The organism is Salinimicrobium flavum, from assembly GCF_042684505.1.
GTDB classification, from domain to species: Bacteria; Bacteroidota; Bacteroidia; order Flavobacteriales; family Flavobacteriaceae; genus Salinimicrobium; species Salinimicrobium flavum.
The window spans coordinates 222,702-237,812 of sequence record NZ_JBHULT010000005.1 but is presented as its reverse complement, the minus strand read 5'-3'; the positions used below and the strand labels follow the sequence as shown (position 1 = coordinate 237,812).

16 protein-coding genes are annotated in these 15,111 nt (G+C 44.4%); 6 read left to right on the top strand and 10 right to left on the bottom strand.

The annotated features are described in order from the left end of the window. The first annotated feature begins 156 nt into the window (after positions 1-156). Positions 157-546 carry an endonuclease domain-containing protein gene (locus ACFSTG_RS01530; RefSeq protein ID WP_380747771.1) on the top strand — a complete coding sequence of 130 codons (390 nt, stop codon included), beginning with the start codon at positions 157-159 and terminating at the stop codon, positions 544-546. A gap of 113 nt (positions 547-659) precedes the next feature. On the opposite strand, the gene ACFSTG_RS01525 is transcribed toward ACFSTG_RS01530, so the two are convergent. The 6 genes from ACFSTG_RS01525 to ACFSTG_RS01500 form a co-directional block, all read right to left on the bottom strand. Then, entirely contained in the window at positions 660-1,304 is a 645-nt protein-coding gene (locus ACFSTG_RS01525; protein ID WP_380747769.1) for an O-methyltransferase, read from the bottom strand. Positions 1,305-1,779: 475 nt separating this feature from the next. Further along, positions 1,780-2,061, bottom strand: coding sequence for a Sec-independent protein translocase subunit TatA/TatB (locus ACFSTG_RS01520; protein ID WP_380747767.1), 282 nt, complete (start codon positions 2,059-2,061; stop codon positions 1,780-1,782). A 224-nt stretch (positions 2,062-2,285) separates the two neighbouring features. Then, positions 2,286-4,601 (bottom strand): M1 family metallopeptidase, encoded by a 2,316-nt coding sequence (locus ACFSTG_RS01515; RefSeq protein WP_380747765.1) that lies wholly within the window; start codon positions 4,599-4,601, stop codon positions 2,286-2,288. Between the two features lie 60 nt (positions 4,602-4,661). Next, positions 4,662-5,156: a DUF6702 family protein gene (locus tag ACFSTG_RS01510; protein ID WP_380747763.1), complete on the bottom strand. Its 495-nt coding sequence runs from the start codon at positions 5,154-5,156 to the stop codon at positions 4,662-4,664. A gap of 200 nt (positions 5,157-5,356) precedes the next feature. Continuing rightward, on the bottom strand, positions 5,357-6,175 hold the full coding sequence (locus ACFSTG_RS01505) for a hypothetical protein (protein ID WP_380747761.1): 819 nt from the start codon (positions 6,173-6,175) through the stop codon (positions 5,357-5,359). A 79-nt stretch (positions 6,176-6,254) separates the two neighbouring features. Further along, complete coding sequence (locus ACFSTG_RS01500; protein ID WP_380747759.1) at positions 6,255-7,016, bottom strand: hypothetical protein; 762 nt, start codon at positions 7,014-7,016, stop codon at positions 6,255-6,257. 289 nt (positions 7,017-7,305) lie between these two features. Between ACFSTG_RS01500 and pepE the strand changes: the two genes are divergently transcribed. Next, positions 7,306-8,013 carry a dipeptidase PepE gene (pepE, locus tag ACFSTG_RS01495; RefSeq protein ID WP_380747757.1) on the top strand — a complete coding sequence of 236 codons (708 nt, stop codon included), beginning with the start codon at positions 7,306-7,308 and terminating at the stop codon, positions 8,011-8,013. Beyond that, positions 8,000-8,929 carry a glutaminase gene (locus tag ACFSTG_RS01490; protein WP_380747755.1) on the top strand — a complete coding sequence of 310 codons (930 nt, stop codon included), beginning with the start codon at positions 8,000-8,002 and terminating at the stop codon, positions 8,927-8,929. The genes pepE and ACFSTG_RS01490 overlap by 14 nt, the downstream gene beginning before the upstream one ends. Here ACFSTG_RS01490 and ACFSTG_RS01485 read toward each other — a convergent pair. Further along, the gene (locus tag ACFSTG_RS01485; RefSeq protein WP_380747753.1) at positions 8,919-9,530 is read right to left on the bottom strand and encodes an alpha-ketoglutarate-dependent dioxygenase AlkB family protein; all 612 of its coding nucleotides are present in this window, start codon (positions 9,528-9,530) and stop codon (positions 8,919-8,921) included. The two genes, ACFSTG_RS01490 and ACFSTG_RS01485, sit on opposite strands and share 11 nt — an antisense overlap. A gap of 106 nt (positions 9,531-9,636) precedes the next feature. On the opposite strand from ACFSTG_RS01485, the gene ACFSTG_RS01480 reads away from it, so the two are divergent. The 3 genes from ACFSTG_RS01480 (at position 9,637) to ACFSTG_RS01470 (ending at position 13,054) form a co-directional block, all read left to right on the top strand. Continuing rightward, positions 9,637-10,974 carry a S41 family peptidase gene (locus ACFSTG_RS01480; RefSeq protein WP_380747751.1) on the top strand — a complete coding sequence of 446 codons (1,338 nt, stop codon included), beginning with the start codon at positions 9,637-9,639 and terminating at the stop codon, positions 10,972-10,974. Beyond that, positions 10,971-11,714: a hypothetical protein gene (locus tag ACFSTG_RS01475; RefSeq protein WP_380747749.1), complete on the top strand. Its 744-nt coding sequence runs from the start codon at positions 10,971-10,973 to the stop codon at positions 11,712-11,714. Before ACFSTG_RS01480 ends, ACFSTG_RS01475 begins: the two co-directional genes overlap by 4 nt. Before the next feature lie 125 nt (positions 11,715-11,839). Then, entirely contained in the window at positions 11,840-13,054 is a 1,215-nt protein-coding gene (locus tag ACFSTG_RS01470) for a cation:proton antiporter (RefSeq protein WP_380747747.1), read from the top strand. A gap of 61 nt (positions 13,055-13,115) precedes the next feature. Here the strand turns inward: ACFSTG_RS01470 and ACFSTG_RS01465 are convergent, their stop codons facing one another. The 3 genes from ACFSTG_RS01465 to ACFSTG_RS01455 form a co-directional block, all read right to left on the bottom strand. Then, complete coding sequence (locus tag ACFSTG_RS01465) at positions 13,116-13,934, bottom strand: CPBP family intramembrane glutamic endopeptidase (protein WP_380747745.1); 819 nt, start codon at positions 13,932-13,934, stop codon at positions 13,116-13,118. An 83-nt stretch (positions 13,935-14,017) separates the two neighbouring features. After that, on the bottom strand, positions 14,018-14,839 hold the full coding sequence (locus ACFSTG_RS01460) for a GNAT family N-acetyltransferase (RefSeq protein ID WP_380747743.1): 822 nt from the start codon (positions 14,837-14,839) through the stop codon (positions 14,018-14,020). A 38-nt stretch (positions 14,840-14,877) separates the two neighbouring features. Further along, positions 14,878-15,069, bottom strand: coding sequence for a hypothetical protein (locus tag ACFSTG_RS01455; protein ID WP_380747741.1), 192 nt, complete (start codon positions 15,067-15,069; stop codon positions 14,878-14,880). Positions 15,070-15,111 lie beyond the last annotated feature (42 nt).

The window sequence follows — 15,111 nt, the reverse complement described above, 5'->3', positions numbered from 1 at the left end:
AATTCTTTTGCCCCCCTAAAGGGTGAAATTATGTCTTTTTCCGGCTCCCCTGCCTACCGGCAGGCAGGCTTTAGAGTAGGGGCAAACCGGAAAAGAAAAACCAATTCTTTGGCCCCTCCCTAAAGGGTGAGAATTGGTTTTTCATTAAATTAGAACATGAAGAAAAAATATCCATATCATAACGAAAGCATGTGGAAAGGTGCATCTCCTGAAATTTTTAAACGTGCTGAGAATCTTCGCAATAATCCTACCGAGGCAGAAAGCAAACTTTGGGAGAAGCTGCAGTCAATACCATTTAAGAAGTACCACTTCAGAAGACAACATCCCGTGCATCACTTTATTGCCGATTTTTATTCCCACAAACTCCAGTTGATAATCGAAGTGGATGGAGGATACCATGAAAATCCTGAGCAGAAAGTAAAGGATCAACAACGTACAGAACTACTTCAGTTTCAAAACTTAGAAATTATTCGTTTCACCAATCAGCAGATTCTTCAAGATATAGAAACCGTTTTACAAACTATTTCAAAAAAGCTCGATTCCTGAACCTTTTTTCGGCTCCCCTGCCTACCGGCAGGCAGGCTTTAGGGCCGGGGCAAACCGGAAAAAGGTTGTGGCTTTACTTTACCACTCCGTCACTTCATCACAGCATTACTCCGTCACAGTTTCCTCCTCGAAATCGTCAACCCATCCCTCACCGGTAACATCACCGTTTCGAGTCGGTCATCTACTGCTAAGAGTCGGTTATACTCCACGAGGGCTTTTGTGGATTCATCATCTTCCTCCAAAGGTTCCACCACTTTTCCGCTCCAGAGGACATTATCTGAAATGATGATCCCGCCGGGATTTAGCTTGTCGATGATGAGTTCGAAATACTTTGGGTAATTGGGTTTATCGGCATCTATGAAGATCAGGTCGAATTTTTCTTTCAGGCCGGGAATGATCTCTGTCGCATCTCCCAGGTGTTGTTTGATCATATTTTTATACGGAGAGGCATCAAAATACTTTTTCTGAAGATCCACAAGTTCCTCGTTCACGTCTATGGTGTGCAGGATCCCATCTGACTTCATTCCTTCTGCCAGACATAAAGCTGAATACCCCGTATAGGTCCCGATCTCCAGGATGTTTTTGGGATTTACCAGTTTGGAAAGCATGCTGAGAATTCGCCCCTGGTAATGCCCGCTGAGCATTCTTGGCTGCAACACTTTTTGATTCGTCTCCCGGTTCAGCTTCTGAAGCAATTCGGGTTCTTTCGCGGAATGGGTTACTACATAATCGTCGATCTCCTGAGGAAGAAAATGCATGGGAAAATTAGAGTTTAGATGTTAGAAGTGCGAAGTTACGGTTTTTGAAGCTATTGGCTATTTGCTTTTGGCCGTTGGCTGTCGGCTGTTGGCCGTTGGCTGGTGGTGCGATGGCGCGTTCATAAAATAAGGGTGTCGGAGAATCTGGCTTTATGTAATGACTCGTTTAAAAAGCTATTGGCTATTAGCTGTTGGCTGGGAGGATGCTTCGAATTTGTAATCCATGGCGAGGGATCTTAAAAGTTGGAATTTGGCGTTTGGAATTTGGGGTTTGGAATTTGGTGCTTCTTTCTAAAGAGGGAGATTGCCGCGCTCAATAATAAATGTGACTCTGAAACAATCTTCGTTTATTCGCTCGCAAAGACGTGAAAAAACGATGGCGCAGATTTGCAATCCGTGACGAGAGGTATAAAAAGTTGGAAAGTGTTTAGATTTTGTCCACTGTCCTCTGTCCACTGACCACTGTGCACTAAAATTAAAACCTTCTCTTGACTCTCCCGGTGATCTCCTCGATCTCTTCCTTGACCTGGTCGATCTCCTTTTTAACATCATCCCCCATGGAAGTATCCATGCCGTGTTTTTCTGCGCTGCGCATCACTTCAGATTTTATATCATTGGTGGCGTTTTTAATACTGCGCATGCCCTTCCCTAATCCGCGGGCGATCTCGGGGATCTTGTCGGCACCAAAGACCATCACCAGGATGAACATGATAAAGGCAATTTCGGCGCCACTTATAAAAAGAGGAAGTGTTTGCATAGACTGCAAATATACTTACAAATTGAATCACTAAAAAAGGGTACTTGTTAAATCATTTTGGTTTACTCAACCTCTTCATAGGAGGGATTTCATGAGAGACCTGCCTGCCGGCAGGCAGGCTACAAGAACCTGGAGACCAGACAGTTTTTTTAAAAAAAAGAAGCCCTCCAGTTGGAGGGCTTCTTTAAACTAATTTATTCCTGAGCCTAAGCCTGACGGGGTGGTTACCCCTGGTTCTCCTGCTTGAACTCCTGGAACTTATCTGCTTTTTCTGCTTGTGGCCAAGAGTTATTGGAAGTATCAACATCGGCAGTTTCAAGATCGGGGTCTACCATGATCTTAGTGATCTCCTTATCTGTAGCCAAGGCACGGCTCACTTCATTATCGTTCTTTCTCCAGATCTGTGCCGGATAGGTTACTTTTTCAGTTGTACCGTCTGCATACGTGAATTCCACGATGATAGGCATTACCAGTCCTCCGGGTTTGTTGAAGGTTACCTGGTAGAAATACTTTGGCATCTTCATTTTCTCACGCTGCTCTGGAGTGAAATTATCCATAAGATATTCATTCAGGGATGGCGCATTTTCAATCGGTGATTTTCCTTTCATGCTCTCTTCCATTTCTTCACTTCCTTCTTCCACCACGTAAAGTGCTTCTATTTCAGAAGGATCCTGCACTCCGTATCGCTTAAGTAATTCAGTTCCTTCTTTTGTAGGCTTATCGGTCACGTAGTACTTCTTCACCTCTTTCACTCCTATATCCACATTGTCTGTAGAATAGAACCAGCCTCTCCAGAACCAGTCAAGATCTACAGCCGAAGCGTCTTCCATTGTTCTAAAGAAATCTTCAGGCGTAGGGTGTTTAAACATCCAGCGTTGTGCATAAGTTTTAAAAGCAAAATCAAAAAGCTCTTTCCCCATTACGGTCTCGCGAAGAATATTCAACGCAGTTGCAGGTTTTCCGTAGGCATTGTTACCCAGCTGATAAACATTTTCGGGATTGGACATGATAGGGGATATATATTTTTGATCTCCCTTCATATAGTTAACGATCTTTGACGGCTCTCCCCTTCTGGAAGGATATTTGGTATTTGGAGCGACATCTTCAGGATATCTTTCCCCGTATTCCTGTTCTGCGATGTACTGCATGAAAGTATCAAGACCTTCATCCATCCATCCCCACTGGCGTTCATCTGAATTCACGATCATAGGGAAGAAGTTGTGGCCCACCTCGTGGATGATCACACTCATCATACCGTATTTCACACGGTCACTGTAATTTCCGTCTTCATCAGGGCGCCCGTAGTTCCATGAGATCATTGGATATTCCATCCCCTGGTTCTTAGCATGAACTGAAATTGACTTGTGGTATGGGTATTCAAAAGTATGGTCTGAATAGGACTGCAGGGTATGCCCCACTACTTTGGTGGAAAAATCTTCCCACAGCGGATTCCCTTCTTTAGGATACAAAGAAACAGCCATTACGTCTTTAGTAGCCAGTTTTACCGCCATCATATCCCAGATGAATTTTCTGGAAGTCGCAAATCCGAAATCACGAACCATTTCAGCCTTTAGTTTCCAGGTCTTTTTCTTATCTGAAAATCCTTTTTCGGCAGCTTCGGCTTCTTCCTGGGTGACGATCAGTACAGGCTTGTCATAAGACTTTTTGGCCTGCTCATAACGTTTCATCATTTCTTTGGTGAAAACTTCTTTCCTGTTCACTAATTCTCCTGTACCGTCAAGAATATGATCTGCAGGCACCGTGATGTTCACTTCATAGTCCCCAAAAGGAAGGGCAAACTCCCCGTTCCCCCAGAACTGGTAGTTCTGCCAGCCTTCTACATCATTGTAAACGGCCATTCTTGGAAAGAACTGGGCGATCACATAAGCGTTATTCCCATCCTTAGGGAAATGCTCAAACCCTGAACGAGCCCTGTTTGTCACGTGGTTGTTAACATTATACCACCAGGCGATATCAAATGAATAACTTTCACCGCTTTTCAACGGCTGTGGCAGGTCAACCCTCATCATCGTATTATTGATCATCGTTTTCAAGGGTTTCCCGTTGGCACTGACCTCGGTAATGTTAAACCCGCCGTCAAAATCTTCTTCCATATATTCTGATACAAAATTGCCGGGCCGGGCAACCGGTGGAATCCCGTTCCCGTCCTTTAGTTTTGCAACAGCATCTTTAGAACGAATGTTCTGGTCAAGTTGCACCCAAAGATACTCCAGATCATCAGGGGAATTATTGTGGTAAGTAATGGTTTCGCGTCCCGTAAGCTTTTGGGTACGGTCATCTAATTCGATGTCCATTTTATAATCGGCTTCATTCTGGTAATAGGCCGGTCCCGGTGCACCACTACCGGTGCGGTATTGATTTGGAGTTGAAAACTCCTGGTACAATTGCCTGAATTTGTTCTCATTGATGTGTCCTGCTTCCCTTACCTCTTCCTGCTGTGGCGCCTCAGTGTCCTGAGCGACCAGCCCTGCAGAGAAAAGAAATAGAAAAGCAGCAAGTGCTGTCTTGATCGTTTTCATGTGTGTATTTAAGTTTAGGGTGCTAAAAATAATTGAAATATTAAGGTCTCCAATTAATTATTAAAAATTTAATGTTCCATTTTCCTGTGACCTGGTAAGCAGAAGGCTTTTGATCCTGCCTTTATTCTTTACCTTGATCACGTTCTTTTGCTCCGGAAAAATGTCTGTAAGGACTTTATTTTCTACGGAAATGCTGCGGAAGGGTTCTACTTCCTCAACTTCAATATAGACCAGTAACTGATCATTGTCGTATTCCTTCCCGAGGTAATTCAATACCTGCTCTTTCCCGTCAATGCTGATCTTGAGTTTTTCTGAAAAATATTTCTTCACAAACGCGTCCGCGTCGGGATGCTCATCCTCCTTCAACAGAAAAAGTTCTTTATTATACCTCTCCTGAAGCAGTTTTTCAAGATCATCTGTAAAAACATGAGAGATGATCTGAAGGGATCGGTTCTTTTGGTTGTACTCAATATCGGTGGCGCTCACATAGAATTTGTGGGCGGCCGTAAAAGAAAGTAGCGGCAGCAGGGTAAAAAGAAATATAAATTTTTTCATACAAGGTTATTTCTGGAAAGCGAAGGGCTCCGGCCTTTGTCAGTCGTAAGATGGCGTACTACCTGACGTGCCTCCTAATCCTAATCAAAGAACGTTCCATGTTCTGCTCTACCTCAAACTTAGACGCCCTAAAATTGAAAAGGTTTAATTGACAAATTGGGACCTATAGTTTTTTGGATGGAGTTGGGCTATACAAAAGATCAAATTTCTTCAGCAGCTTCCCTGAACTTCTCACTTTGATCCACCAGGAACTGAAGCAGATCGAGTTCTCTGTTCTTTTCCAACAGGGATGGGGAAAAGCTGCCGGCATGAGTGAATTCAAGAAAGAGATGGATCTCTTCTTTGGGAATTTGAAAAACTTCCCTGAAGAATTGATCATTGTACCTGGACCTGATCTCTCTCTGGAAGAAAATGATCCCCACAGGTCTTTCAGGTTCTTTTTTTGGAGACCTGGGTGGCGCGATCAATCCCACCAGTCCGCCTACAATGGCAATAGGATTAAATCCCATTCCAGGGATTCCGCTGCCGCCGCGATTCATAGCCGGATTGCTAACCCCGCTCTGCGCATCAGACGGGAATTCCCAATCAAAGTCGTTAATATCTGCCGCAGACCAGGAAGGAAGAGGTACGTCAACGGTATGTATGATCTTTGCATCTGTCTCCAGCCTCCCGGTGAGATCATGTTCTCTCACCACTACTTCAGGCAGTTCATTGATACCGTCGAGAATTTCAACGTTCAGATAACCTGAGTCAATAACAGAAGGATCAACTATGACCAGTAATGCTTTGAATTGAAGTGCCGAAAAGTACAGGGAATCTCCCGCCTGGGCATAGATACTGAAAATCCCCTTTTCAGAAGAAATGGTACCGCGACCTGAATTTTTATTGAAGATGGTAATTCCCTCGGGATCTGACTCCGCTGAAACTTTAATATTCCCTTTTATCTCGGCTCTCCCGAAAGTTTGGGCAGTCAGATTTCCGCAGAAAAAAATAAGAAAAAGCAGGAGCAGGTTCTTCATTGGTCATAAAAGAACGAAAATTCTTTCAAAAAATTATAATTCTGAAGAAATCAAGGTTAGAAATTTAAGTGATTCTCTTCTATTTACTCCCCTTCCGCTCTTTATAGCTTTCACTTTGTGCGATAAGGAAATCTATTAAGTCCAGTTCATTTTTTGGGTCTAGCATGGCCGTGGTGAGCCCGTTATCTTCCGCATAGGCAATGAACTCCCTAATATTTGTTTTCTCAATATTCAGGTGTTGCTGAAAAAAGGCATCATCATATAATAAGAGGATCTTGTCATCAATGATCTCAGCATTCCTGCGGGTCCTGAAAATATCCCTGAAGATATTGGCGAAGTTGAGCCCATTTTCTATCATGCCGGTACGCATCGCTGCGTTAGGAGGCGATACCAGGGAATCTGGCGGGAATTCCCATTCATAAGGATCGATATCTGCGGCGGTCATGGTGGGCAGATCCAGGTCTACAGTAGGAATAAGCTTAACATCTACCCGCACATTCCCCGTAAGGTCATAAGGGGTAACCACTACTTCGGGCAGCTCGGTCACAGATTCAGAAATAAAGACCGTTAACTGCCGCGTCTCTATAACCCCTGAATCTATCAGCACCGAGAAATCACTGAACTGCAGGGAAGAAAAATTCAGCGTATCCCCTTCGGCTACCCGCATTTGGAAAAGACCTGATGCGTTTGATATTGTAGCCCGCATAGCGGTAGTATTGGTCACCAATACCCCTTGCGGATCCTCCCCTACCGGCACCTTGATCTCCCCGTTTATGAGTACTCTTTGGGAAAAGGCGAAACCGGTAATAAAAAGCAGACAGATTGTTACAAAAGTTTTCATGGCATGGGTTTTCTTAAAGTAACAAAATCTTATGTTTAGAAAAATTAAAATCCCGACTAAACTATTGTTAAAGTGACGATGTGATGAAGTGACGGAGTGAAGGAGAGACGAGGGGACCGGGGGACTGGGAGACTGGGGGACGAAGGGACCGGGGGACTGGGAGACTGGGAGACTGGGAGACTGGGGGACTGGGGGACGAGGGGAATGATGCGACCTGGGGACAGGATCACCTGCTCACAACTTCACTAGGTCACAACAATTACTTATTTTTACAAAAAATCCTCCATTTATGAAGAACCTGATCCTGGCAAGTACCTCTACCCTACACGGGCAGGAATACCTGGAATATATACTCCCACAACTTAAACAGCATTTTGCAGGATGCTCAGAGATCCTGTTCATACCCTACGCCCGTCCCGGCGGGATCTCCCATAAAGAATATACAGAGGTGGCAGCGAAAGCCTTTACTAAAGTGGGAATTAAGGTAAAAGGCATCCATGAATTTGAGGAACCCCGGGAGGCTGTTGCCAAAGCTGAAGGGATCTTCACAGGAGGCGGAAATACGTTTCTCCTGGTACAGCAGCTGTATACCCATGATCTGCTGACACCGCTGAATACTGCGATCTCAAAAGGTACTCCTTATTTAGGCACCAGTGCCGGTACTAACGTTGCCGGTCTTACCATGAAGACCACCAATGATATGCCTATAGTATATCCTCCCAGCTTTAAGACCCTGGGCTTCGTTCCCTTTAATATTAATCCGCATTACCTCGATCCCGATCCAAATTCCACTCATAAAGGAGAGACACGTGAAACCAGGATCAAAGAATTCCACTGTTTCAACAATCAACCGGTAGTAGGTTTGCGTGAAGGGAGCTGGCTGGAAGTGAAAGGAAATGATATTTCCCTAAAAGGGGATAAAACAGCCCGGATCTTCAAGACGGGAAAGGAAGCCTACGAAGTTGAACCCCAAAGCAAGTTAAATGACCTCAGGTAAACAAGAATACCAGAAGATCCTAAACCAGATACAGCAGGAATTCTCAGAGATCCAGCTTTCGGGGAAGGTCGCTTCTTATATCCCCGAACTGGCAAAAGTCCCTTCAGATAAGTTTGGGATGCACCTATACGACCTCAACGGGGAAAATTATAGCTTCGGGGACAGTAATGAGCGCTTTTCCATACAATCTATTTCCAAGGTCTTTACCCTCGCACTGGCCATGAAGGTGGTGGGCGATGACCTTTGGAACCGTGTAGGGGTTGAACCATCGGGAGACCCATTCAATTCGCTCTCTCAGCTGGAAAATGACTCGGGAATCCCGCGAAATCCTTTCATAAATGCGGGGGCGCTGGTAGTGGCAGACGTTCTTGTATCCTATTTCACCAATCCAAAAGCCGCCCTGCTTACCTTTTTGCACGAGATCACGGGAGACACAAGTATTGATTTTGACACCACAGTTGCAGCTTCAGAACAGTCTGAAGGTTACCGCAATTATGCCATGGTGAATTACCTGAAATCTTTCGGGAATATTGAGAACGATGTGGAAAAAGTACTGGACTTCTATTTTCACCAGTGCTCCATCGCCATGTCCTGCAAAGAATTATCACGGGCATTCATCATTTTTGTCAATCACGGAAATTTACTGGACTCAGACCGGGAATTCCTAACCGGAAGGCAGGTAAAAAGGATCAATGCCCTTATGCAGACCTGCGGGTTCTATGACGAAGCCGGGGAATTTAGTTTTGAGGTAGGTCTCCCCGGAAAAAGTGGTGTAGGCGGGGGAATTGTTGCGGTACATCCCAACCATTTTGCCGTTACCGTCTGGAGTCCGCCGCTCAACCCTAAAGGCAATTCAGCGCTGGGAATGGCTGCGCTTGAACGATTGACCACGCTTACGGGTTATTCTATTTTCTGATCTTCTTTATCTCCCTAAAGGTGAGATTGATTCGGGGTTCGTGGACCTTTTTTGTCTTCGGAAGGCTGTGTAACCAGTTCTTCTGTGTCTCCCCCTGCATGAGCAGTAAACTCCCGGGTTCCAGGACTACGGAAACTTTCTCTTTCGAGATCTTATTTTTCAGCACAAATTTCCTTTCGGCCCCCAGACTAAGGGAAGCGATGACAGGATCTTTTCCCAACTCTGCTTCAGCATCTGAATGCCAGGACATACCTTCTTCCCCGCTGTGATAGAGATTTAGCAGGCAGGAATTGAACTCATATCCTGTAATGTCCTTTACGAGGTCCCGAAGGCTAACCAGTTCAGGAAGCCACAGCCTTGCTTTTCTGGTGATTTTCGAATAGGTGTAGTCAAAGTCGGTAGCGCCATACCACGCTGTTTCCCGCTTAGTAACGATCCTTTTTCCGAAGATGATCACCTCATCCTGCGTCCATTCAACTTTGTCGTAAAGCTGTTTGAAGAAATCATCAGCTTCCTTCTCTTCAAGGATCTTTCCGAAGTAAAAGGCCTCCCCTCCTTCAGGCAACAGGTTCCTGACCCCGGTGTTTTGAAAATTCTTCATCTTTTTTTGTAACAAAATACGATCTCTCCTGTCTTGGTCATAAAATTACAGCTCCCTGTCAAACAGAACACTTATTAATTATTTTTAACGGGTTTTTATAACAGTTATGAAACACATCTTCACTTTCTTCCTGCTTATCGCAGTTAGCGCTAACAGTTTTTCCCAGGTATTTGACAGTACCGCCTATAAAAAGGTCTATAAAGAGAACTTTGAAAATCACTTTTTTGAGGATAGTCTTTCAACGGAGACAAAAATTGCCGGACTCAGCAAAGCCTGGGCGGAGGCGAAATTCAATTTTGCCAATTTCGATCTTGTTCCAAAAGTGAACTGGGACAGCCTTTATTATGCCTACATCCCAAAGGTCACAGCAGCCCAAAATAAGGTGGATTATTACAGGGAGCTAAGCCGGTTTTACCTCAACCTGAATGACGGCCACAGCGGGATCATTCCACCGAAAGAATTATGGGACCAGATGATCGCCAGGTTGCCAATAAGAGCTAAACTATTGGATGGCCAGGTGGTGATCACCGCCCTTAACAGTACAAAGGAGGAATACCAGGACCTGCAGCCAAGGACCATAATCACCAGGGTGAATGGGATCCCGGTAATGGAGTATACCCAAAAGAACGTTGCGCCCTATGTGAACTACAGCACCCCACATGACCAAACTGCTAGGCTTTACTCGTTTTTCTTCACCCAGGGAGATGCAGACGAACCTATTGAGCTGGAATTCATCACTCGGGAAGGCCGGAAAAAAATCCACTCTTTCAGAAGGGAAACCCGGGACGAAATGTTCCCGGCTGCACAGGGGTGGACCTACAGGAAAATGGCTGAGGGCACTGCTCTGCTCACCATCAACACCTATAATGACAACAAAATTGTGGCCTTTTTGGACAGTATATTTCAAAAGGTGCCTCATGCACAAAACCTCATCATTGACGTGAGGAACAATGGAGGCGGAAACGGGAGTAATGGATTCGAACTCCTGGGTTATCTTACCGATAAACCCTTTTTAACAGGCAAGAACATGATGAGGTCTTACGGCCCTACTAACCGTGCCTGGGGTAATGATCCAGATAAGCTCGAAACTATGCAGTATGACTGGAAACCTTATAAAGGCCATACCTTTACCGGAAAAGTGGTTGTACTTACCGGCCCCGACACCTATTCGGCTGCTGAAGATTTTACGGCCGCTTTCAAGGGAATGGAACGCGGAGTGGTCATGGGGCAAACCACCGGAGGCAGCACCGGGCAACCTTTGTTCTTTCCGTTGCCCTTTGGGGGAATGGGAGTCGTTTGTTCCAAGAGGGACCTGATGCCCGATGGAACCGAATTTGTAGGCATCGGGATAAAACCCGATATTGAGGTCGTCCCAACGCTGGAAAATTATCTTGCCGGAAAGGATGAAACCCTGGAAGCTGCACTTAAATACCTTCAGCAATGAGAAAGATAGGGATACTTTTAGTGGTCATGTCAATGCTGGCCTGTAATACCCCCGAAGTCCTGGTACTACCCACACTTCACGGGGCACATGAACTCAATGACAACTACACTTATGATGACCTTATGCAGATCGCAAAAGCCTTTGATCCTGATGTGATCGGGGTTGAAATACGGCCTGTAGATATGGAAATGAACAGTGACAGCCTGGATAAATTCTATCCCATTGAAATGATCAACATACGGGATTCTTTCCCCGGAAAGGTGACAGGTATAGATTTTTACAGCGAAAGCTCTGAACAGATCCCCGTGCACAGGGATATGTTCACAGATACTGCTTCAGAAATGGGAAAATTAAAGAAGCTGCAGAACGATATGAAAAAAGATCCGGTCTTGATGAGCAGATTTGAAAGTTCAGGTCTTCCGGAAATATATGAAGCACAAAAAAAGATGGCTTTGAACTCCTCTGCAAATGACTTTCTGAAAGGGGAATACGACAGCCTTAGCGGCAGACAGTACAGTATTGAAGACCGTCTGTATAAAAATACCTTTTATGAAGATTATTCCCGTTTCAATAATAAGCGGGACCTGCAGATCACCCAAAATGCGCTGGAGCTGATCAGGAGGAACTCTTCCAAAAAGATCCTTATCCTGGTTGGGGCAAATCACCGCAACAGGCTAATGGATTCGCTTCAAAATAAAAAGATCAAAATAATCTCAGATCTTCGCTTTATGAAAAAATAGTGGAAATAGAGAGTTCTTTTTTATTGGAAATCACATTAAAACCAGTACTTCTTCTGCTTGTGCAATCTACTGCCAATCCTTAACTTTAGATAACCGCGCTTTTCTAGCCGGTAAAACTAAAGAAAATGCCTGAAGAATTGCCTGCCGTTCTTATAATGGGAGTTCTTATCACTCTGGGCTCCATTCTTGGATTGTTATCCGAGAAGGTGAATTTTCCCCGCATCGTGATCTACATTTTAGTGGGGGTTGTGTTCTCCCCTGACCTTTTAGGCGGACTATTTAATTTTTCTACGGAAGGATGGTCACCTGTCATTACAGATATCGCCCTGGGCATTATTGCCTATATAATTGGATCTGAGATCAACCCTTCAGATCTTAAAAAAGAAGAAGGTATTGTGACCGTCACGGTCATTGGTCAGTCACTGGGGGTCCTTCTTTTTGTAGGTCTCGGTTTGTGGGGGTTAAGCAAGATATATCCCTTTCATGAGATTAGTTTTTACCACGCCCTTATATTTGGTGCCGTGGCTACTGCAACCGCACCTGCAGCCACACTTGGAATTATCGAGGAATACAAGGCTAAAGGAAAACTAACAAACACCTTGCTGGGAATTATCGCCGTTGATGATGCTATTGGAATCATATTCTTTACGCTGATTTTGGGAATGGGTGCCGAAGGAAGCTTTTCGGGAAGTATTCTGGAAGGTATTACCGAAGTTGGCGGCTCTCTTCTGCTGGGTACGGGTTTAGGTATTGTCCTGGGTATTTTAGGAAAATTTCTGGAAAAGGAAGAACTTCGGCTTGCTACCATCATTGGGTTCATTTTTCTTGTTTTCGGGATCTCCTCCCTACTCGGCCTCTCTCTTTTGTTAAGCTGCATGACCCTGGGTTTTGTTTCGGTACTCTTCTATCAGAAAAAACAAGCGGAATGGCTGTTACCCCTTCAGCATATCGAAGAATTGGTTTTCCTTTTCTTTTTTACCCTTGCAGGTATACAATTTGAGATTCACTCATTTCTTGATTCTATGCTCCTGGTACTTCTTTATGTGTTCCTAAGGGTTCTGGGAAAATATTCCGGTGCCTATACCGGAATGTATTTAATACGCACTGAAAAGAAAACCCGGCACCTGCTGGGCCTCTGCCTTTTCCCTCAGGCAGGCGTAGCTATAGGACTTGCTATTCGTGCCGGAAACCAGCCAGGTTTTGAAGAAACCGGTGCCCTACTACTCAATGTCATTCTAGGGTCTACTATTCTTTTTGAGCTCATTACTCCCTTCGTTACAAGGTTTGCATTACGGGAAGCAGGGGAGATCGAAACCAAAGCAAAGAAAGATACGGAGTAGATTTAAAGGAGCTTTCCAAAAGCCACTTAAAATTCTGTTTTAAAGGTTAAAAAATGGTTGCTTAAAAAGCAGAGCCTGAAAGCATTTTTTTTGAAGCGGGTTTTCTCATCCACCAAAGAAGGATAGGTATTATAATAAGTATCCTCACCACACTAAATACGATCTCGCCCGTTCCATCCAGGTTCAAGGGGTAAGCGAAATTGGCCATAAGATGAAGCAGTACCGCGCCAAGAATGCTTCGGTTGGTATGGTTATAGACCCAGGTCATGATTACAGAGATGACCATTAACTGCAGGGTCCAGCTCCAGAATGCGATCCCAAAACCTTTTTGGTATTGTGAGGTACCTGCTATAAAGAACAACGGAAGGTGCCAAATGGTCCAGATCACTCCAAGAACAAGACTGGCTTTCAGTTTTCCCCATTTCTCCTGCAAAGGATCGAGCAGGTATCCTCTCCACCCCGGTTCTTCAGCCAGCGGACCACCCAATACCATAAAAACCAGCAGATACATAAAGTCCCACGGACCATTGATCCCTCCAAAGTAACTATCCAATCCGGAGAAACTTCCACCGAAAAAAGAAAGAAAGGTATAACCCAGTAACAATATGAGTGGAAAAATAAGGAAGATGAAAAAATACCATTTTGCGCCAATACGTCTGAAACTGAGAATACGACTCCAAAAATCCCTTTTCTGTTCTAAATTCCCGTAGCGGTGAATGAGATAAACTGCAATTATTGCCGGGCCGAAAGCCCCTAAAAAGAGGAGCGGCAGGAAATACTGGTCTGCAGGGTTAAAAATTATCATTCCTCCCCAAACCATCCATGAGAAAAGGAAAGTGAGGATTAGAAATTGTTTTGGGTGAATTGTTCCTGTTTTCATACCAAAAAGAACAACATTTGGACACACTTGTTACAGTAAAGAGCAGAAAATCTCCTTTCCACGTACACCGGAATTAATAAATGTTATTCCAGCCACAACTCCATTTCGTATTGATTCACGGTATTTTCAAAGCCCCTGGCCAGTAGTGCCTCGATCAGTTCGGTACGTTCAGCAGGGATATTTTTGATCTGGACCGTGGTGGCTACTTCAGAAATAGCATCCAACAGTCCGGCATAATGCTTATCCGTACTTTCCATCTGCAATATATTTTGAGCATTATCTATGGTAAAATAGCCTGAAGGTTCATTTTCTCCGTCTATCAATAAATGGGATTCGGTATTTTCTTCGGCTTTTTTAACCGCTTCCGCCGAATTATCCCAGCTATAGAATTTTGGATCATATAGTTCCAGGTCCAGCACCTTCCGGTAAGAGACACCCTCCACCTCGTATTCATTCCCCGCATCAGCATCCAGGGTTCCTTTAAAGGACCGTAGGGTACGGGTCACTTTGAAGCCAATTTTCTCATAGACTTTTTTAGCCCGTTCGTTCTCCACGATCACTTCAAGCAGACACTTCACAATCCCTTTATTTTTGAACAAAGGAATGGCATGGGCATAAAGTTTTTCGATGATCTGTTTGCCGCGATGTTCGGGAAGGACCCCGGTACCGGTATTATAGGCGGTAAGCACTCCGTTGTGCTCATCAATACCGTTGATAATAAAACCTACCAGCAGGTCACCATCAAACATGCCGAAAGAAAGCGTCCAATCAACCCTGGCCGTTGCGAAGCGGTCTTTCCAGTATTCTGTACTCTGCGGAAGGCTAACGAAATAATTCTGGAACGAAATGAGAAAACATTCCATCAGGGTCTCCAGGGGCAGTTCTTCTAAACTTTTGATCTTCATATGGTCCTTTGGGATAAAGGATCAAATTAACGGAAAAATTATGCTTTCAGAGGTTTTTTCTTTTTGATCATGATACTTGTCCCCACAATGAGAAAAACAATAAAAACCGGATACATGATGGAGAAAGAAGCGTGAGCTCCCTCTGAAAAAGTAGCCATTAGAATATGAAAGATTGCTGTAAACAGCATTCCCACTGTACCGATATGGAAAAAGGGGTTGATCTTGTTCATTTCCGGTGATTTTAAAGTTTCTATACCGGAAGATACGTTTTT